General features: G+C 45.2%; 5 protein-coding genes. 2 read left to right on the top strand and 3 right to left on the bottom strand.

What is annotated here, in order from left to right; genetic code table 11:
- Window positions 1–45 precede the first annotated feature (45 nt).
- Entirely contained in the window at window positions 46–1281 is a 1236-nt protein-coding gene (locus ACFQ2O_RS19670) for a BaiN/RdsA family NAD(P)/FAD-dependent oxidoreductase (RefSeq protein ID WP_377532055.1), read from the bottom strand.
- 95 nt (window positions 1282–1376) lie between these two features.
- On the bottom strand, window positions 1377–2207 hold the full coding sequence (locus ACFQ2O_RS19665) for an SDR family NAD(P)-dependent oxidoreductase (protein WP_377532052.1): 831 nt from the start codon (window positions 2205–2207) through the stop codon (window positions 1377–1379).
- A 90-nt stretch (window positions 2208–2297) separates the two neighbouring features.
- Between ACFQ2O_RS19665 and ACFQ2O_RS19660 the strand changes: the two genes are divergently transcribed.
- Both ACFQ2O_RS19660 and ACFQ2O_RS19655 read left to right on the top strand, forming a co-directional pair.
- The gene (locus ACFQ2O_RS19660) at window positions 2298–3752 is read left to right on the top strand and encodes a phytoene desaturase family protein (RefSeq protein ID WP_377532049.1); all 1455 of its coding nucleotides are present in this window, start codon (window positions 2298–2300) and stop codon (window positions 3750–3752) included.
- Window positions 3753–4042: 290 nt separating this feature from the next.
- A complete protein-coding gene (locus ACFQ2O_RS19655; protein ID WP_377532046.1) occupies window positions 4043–4921 on the top strand; it encodes a DNA/RNA non-specific endonuclease in 879 nt (292 codons plus the stop codon).
- A gap of 48 nt (window positions 4922–4969) precedes the next feature.
- On the opposite strand, the gene ACFQ2O_RS19650 is transcribed toward ACFQ2O_RS19655, so the two are convergent.
- A partial coding sequence (locus ACFQ2O_RS19650; protein WP_377532044.1) for a nuclease A inhibitor family protein occupies window positions 4970–5377 on the bottom strand: 408 nt, incomplete at its 5' end.

Raw genomic sequence — 5377 nt, 5'->3', positions numbered from 1 at the left:
CTGCTATAGATTATAATTTGTTACCGAAGTATCCCCAGAGTGGTGTCATTGCTGTTTTATAGCCATGTTCATACCAGCCAAATAGCCGGTTGTCCAGGCTGCCTGAAAGTTGAATCCTCCTGTGATGCCATCTACGTCCAGTACCTCACCGGCAAAGTACAGATTCGGTACCAGACGGCTTTCCATTGTCTTCATGTTCACATCACTTAGTTCAATTCCGCCACAGGTAACAAACTCTTCTTTGAAAGTAGTTTTACCGTTCACCTCAACAGGCAGTCGCAACAGCGCCTCTATTAATTTGTTTGTGTTTTTACCCGGCATCTCAGCCCATTTCACTTCTGCAGGAATTTCGGCAATAAGCGTAAGGCCACGCCATAGGCGCTGCGGCAAATCGAAAAGAGGATTGGTAGCAACTGTTTTCTTCGGGTGCGACTGGCGATACTGCTGCAAGTGCTCACGCAGGCTCTCTTCCGTGAAGTCTGGTATCCAGGTAATCAAAGCGGTGAAGTTATACTTCTGCTCATAAAAGTAGCGAGCTCCCCAGGCAGAGAGCTTCAAAACGGCCGGTCCAGAATATCCCCAATGAGTAATCAGCAAAGGGCCTTCATACTCCAATTTTTGGCCTGCAATACGTACGCGCGCCTTCGGTACAGATATTCCTAGCAGGTCTTTTAGCGGTGAGGAGGGAACATTGAACGTAAATAAAGACGGAACAGGCTCCTTTATTTTATGCCCCAGCTTTTGTAGCCAACCGTAACTCTGGCTTTTAGGGCTTCCCCCTGTACATACCAGTACCTTATCAGCTTTTATACTTGTACCATCAGTTAGCTGTAGCTTAAAGTATGAGAAATTCTCCTCCGTACGAGGCTCTATACTTTCTACTCCTGCTCCGGTTTTAATCTGAACACCCACACCATGGGCCTCCTGCATCAGGCAGTTTACTATTGTTTCAGATGAGTTAGTGGAAGGAAACATACGTCCGTCTGCCTCTGCTTTGAGCTGCACCCCACGCTTTTGGAACCATGCTATTGTCTCTTGTGCTCCAAAGACTTTGAAAGCTTCTTTTAACTGTTTAGAGCCACGTGGGTAGTACTGCGAAAAAACTGTAGGTACTAAACAATTATGGGTAACATTACAGCGCCCTCCTCCGGAAACACGCACCTTCGAAAGCAGTTTGCCTGTTTTTTCGAGTAGAACGACCTTCGCTGCCGGGTTTGCCTCTGCACATGTTATAGCTCCAAAAAAACCTGCCGCACCACCGCCAATTACTACTATTCGCATGTAAAGTATATAAGTATGAGTAGAGGTGTAGAAAATTCTTGCCTTAACTAGTTAGCTTCTGATGGGATGTTATTCTACTCCTTTGTCCTGTAAAGTTACGAAAAGAATGCCATAGGCTCCGGGTGCAGAAATACATAAGCGAGTTCTTCTTTAAGTTTCTGACTGTTGATTAACTTAAAGCTGGTTTCCTGCATTACGTCAAACTCAGGAGGAGCAAGACCCAAGGCAAGTGCAGCTGCATGGTAAAAATCTCTACGTAAGGGGTGTCCGTCTGCACTCGCGTGGTATACCTTACCCCATTTACCCTGCTCCACAATGCGCTGTAGTATAGCTACACAATCATCCAGATGAATCAGGTTAACAGGTGCATCGCCATTTGGCACATTTTTTTTGCCCGCAAGGAAACGCCCAGGCTGCCTATCGCCACCTACCAAACCAGCAAAGCGCACAATAGTCGTCAGCCAATCTTCGCGCCTTTGAAACATGCGTTCAGCCTTTAGCAGCGTATGGTCTGGCTGCTGCTCTTCTGTAAAAGTTATGTCTTCTTCTGTTACTACGCGGTTCAGGTCCAGGTAAACAGAGGTGGAGGAAACAAAAAGCAAGCGAGAGACGGGAGATTGGAGCAGCGCTTTTAGCAGCAGGTTCATCTGTTTCAGATAGCTTTCGCCACCGTCAGAGCGCAGGTGAGGAGGGATATTCAGCAGGAGGAGATCGGCTTCCAAAAAATCCTGTAACTGTTCTTCGTCCACTTGCTCATCAGCAAGATTCAGCAGGTAGGGTTGTATATTCTTTTCTTCGAGTAAAGCTTGTTTTGCCGCTGTAGTGGTAGACCCTTTTACGGTGTATCCTTGCTTTACAAGCTGCTCTGCCAGCGGAAGTCCCAACCACCCGCAGCCCATGATACTTACAATACCTTTTTCTTCCATAAATTGATATTTGCTGCCATAACAAAAAGCACCTGCTTCGGTTTAAAAAAAGCAAAATGCCATGCAAGTATAGCCACAATTTAAGTATAAATGACCTACGATGTTGTTATAATCGGATCTGGATTTGGCTCACTGACAGCTGCTGCCCTTCTTACGAAGCAAGGGCTAAGTGTGTGCGTGCTAGAACAGGCTAAGTATCCGGGAGGTTGCTCCTCCTCCTACAAGCGCAAAGGCTATTGGTTTGAGACAGGTGCAACTACCTTGGTAGGGCTTGATGAGCACATGCCGCTAAAGTATTTGCTAGAGCAGATAAAGGTGTCCCTGCCGGTAAGGAAGCTGGAAATACCCATGCAGGTGCACTTGTCGGACGGGCAGGTGCTTACCCGATTCAATAAACTGGAGCAGTGGATTTCTGAAGCGGAACGGGTTTTCGGCAAGTATAACCAACGTCCTTTCTGGGAGCAGTGCTATAAGGTAAGCCAGCAAGTATGGCGCACATCGCTGGAGCAGAAAAGTTTTCCTTTCTCTACTTTTAAAGACCTGCTAGTATCTGGCTTACGGGCAAAACCCAGGCAGTTACAGCTGCTACCTAAGGCTTTCAGAACAATGGAAGACGTATTGCGCAAATATGACCTGCTGCAAAACAAGTTGTTTGTTGATTTTGTAAATGAGCAGCTGCTAATTACAGCGCAGAACCACCTGGAGGAGGTAAATGAACTATTCGGAGCGACGGCACTTTGTTACACGCTGTATGGCAATTATTGTGTACCAGGTGGCTTGATAAACCTGGTAATGCCGGTAGTGCAGTATGTTACCAGCAGGGGATCAGCAGTAAAGTATGGCCATGAGGTACTAAAAATTGTAAGACAAAAGCAAGGGTATTTGATAAAAACAAAGAGGGCCAGCTTCAGTAGTAAGTATTTAATTTCTGGCATACCGCTGAACAACACGCTGGAACTATACCAGGATGGGCAGCTCAGGCAGCGGTTACAAAAATTTGTTTTGCCTCCTGAAAAATTAAACGGCGCCTTCACAATGGCACTTGTTTTAAAAAATATTGATTCGCCTCAGGTATTGCACCACCAGCTGCATATACCGGAAGGTTTGCCCTTTATTGATAGTAAAAGTATTTTTATCAGTTTCAGCCATCCAGAAGACAAATTACGAGCACCTGACAATAAAGTAGTAGCCAATATCAGCACACATGTGCGGCACCCATCTCAGCACATCATACAGGATAAAGAGAAGCTGGAGCAGGCTATTATTTCTGTTTTAGTACAACATAAATTAATACAACCTCATAATATAGTATCTGTAGAATCGGCAACTCCCGGAGGTTGGATCTTCTGGACAAAACGAGCATTTGGTGCAGTGGGAGGGTATCCTCAATACAAAAAAATAAAACCATGGCAAATGAAGGATGCCAGGTTAGATCACCATGGTGCTTACCTGTGTGGTGATACCGTTTATCCTGGCCAAGGTATAGTGGGCGTTTGCCTTAGCGGTATTATTGCTACACAAAAGCTTTTGCAGGATCATTATTAGCAGTGAAGTCTACTTATAAGTTATCAAATAAGGCAGAGGCAGTGCTGGTGCAAGTTTCTAACTTAGGTTTAACTATATTACCCGACTGGCTTCAAGAGCCATACTTGAATATTTTGAGTTTTATTCTATTGCTCAACTGGCGCCTCCTTCGTTGCTTTAGTCTATTTTCCAGAAGCCTATCTATAATTAAAGGGTAAATCAATTATATTAAATTGAAAAATTTAAAATTACGGTAACGCTGTTTAAGAAAACATCAGGCATATTTACGCACCGAAAAACACTATATGTCTATGCTAAAAAATTTAAGAAAATTCGCTTACCTCTCGCTGATGGGGTGGATGCTTGTATCCTGTACAAAGGACGAAGTAAGCCCGGATATAGCACAAAAAACCGTAAGCCAAACAGAAGCAGCCTCTGCCACCCGTGATGGGCACCTGGCATTGGGAAATCCTAGCGGGGCAGGTACCAGTTACTCTAATTACCTTGTACAAAAATCTCAGTACGCCTTATCTTACAATTCTTACCGCGGCACTCCAAATTGGGTAAGCTGGCACCTGAGCAGCGCCTGGTTGGGCAGCGCCTCACGTCAAGACGACTTTAGGGCAGATCAATCGCTTCCTGCCAGCTTTTATCGGGTGCAGACAAGTGACTATACCGGCGGCGGATTCGACCGGGGACACAACTGCCCATCTGCCGACCGCACTGGCAGCACCGCCGACAACTCGGCAACTTTCCTGATGTCTAACATGATACCACAAGCCCCTAACAATAACCAGAAAACGTGGGCAGGTTTAGAGAATTACTGCCGTACGTTGGTTAACCAAGGTAATGAGTTATATGTAATAATGGGCAGCTATGGTACTGGCGGAGATGGCACCAACGGATACAAGACTACACTTGCGAATGGCAAGGTTACTGTGCCAAACAGAGTTTGGAAAGTAGTGGTTGTGCTGCCTGTAGGAACAGGAGATGCTGCTCGCGTAAATACCAATACCCGTGTTATAGCTATTGATACGCCTAACTCTAACACCATCAACACCGATTGGGGCACTTACCGCACCACTGTAGATGCTATTGAGGCCAAGATGGGTTATGATTTACTGTCTAATGTAGCTGCATCCGTACAAAGTGTAATTGAATCCAGAAAAGACACAGGACCGACAAAGTAGGATAAAATTCAGTAAAAAAGCCGCTGCTATACTATAGCAGCGGCTTTTTCATGTCTCTACAACTACAGTTTTTAAACCAGCATAAGCACCACTTTCCGTACGGCCTATCAAGTATACAGGCATATTTACCTGTCCAATTTTATAAGCCTTCGGCTCCTGAAGCAACTCCTGCAGCTTATCCTGTAGCAGCTTAAACTGTTCTGCCAAGGCTCTTGCTTGTGCATCAGCGCCTGAAGGAGGATGCTGCATACGAAACAAAAATTTATCTATTGGCAAAGTTTCTACAGGGGTTTCTGACTCCTGACCATCCCATAAAGCCACCGTATCTGGATTAAACTGTTCATTACTAATTGGCTGGTGGTAAAAGAACTCAAAGGGTGCATCTGTTTCACTCAGCATCAATAAGCCTTTACTGGCTGTTTGCAGTTCCTGCCGTAGTTTCTCTATTTCCACAGT

It is taken from the genome of Pontibacter rugosus (assembly GCF_042678745.1).
Classification (GTDB): Bacteria; Bacteroidota; Bacteroidia; order Cytophagales; family Hymenobacteraceae; genus Pontibacter; species Pontibacter rugosus.
The sequence above is the reverse complement of the archived record's forward strand: the minus strand, read 5'-3'. Positions and strand labels throughout refer to the sequence as shown.